Origin of the sequence: Bacillus sp. EKM202B, assembly GCF_011066025.1 — a bacterium.
GTDB classification, from domain to species: domain Bacteria; phylum Bacillota; class Bacilli; order Bacillales; family Bacillaceae_G; genus Bacillus_A; species Bacillus_A toyonensis.
In genome coordinates, this window is sequence record NZ_JAAMNK010000130.1 from 1 (window position 1) to 252 (window position 252).

Here is a 252-nt window from a genome sequence, read left to right on the forward strand (position 1 = left end):
GTCAGTTGTTTTTTGCGCTATTTCTAACTCACTTACTTGCTCTTCCATCGGATCTGTTACTTCTTTCCCAGCTCCGCCATCTTTCGCCTTCTTAATTTCTTTCTTGAGCGAATCAATCTTCTTTTTCCCTTGATCGTAACGCATATCTGCCATCTTCTGATCAAGCTCAGCTTGTTTCATTTGAAGATTAATCTCTTCATTATCATAAGAGAATAACTTCGTACCTTTCTCTACCTCTTGTCCCTCTTTTAC

The 252-nt window shown here is 38.9% G+C and carries 1 pseudogene; it reads right to left on the reverse strand.

Features of this window, described 5'->3' with window-relative positions:
* Positions 1 to 252 (reverse strand): annotated as a pseudogene (locus G9F74_RS29685) (biotin/lipoyl-binding protein); the annotation flags it as partial.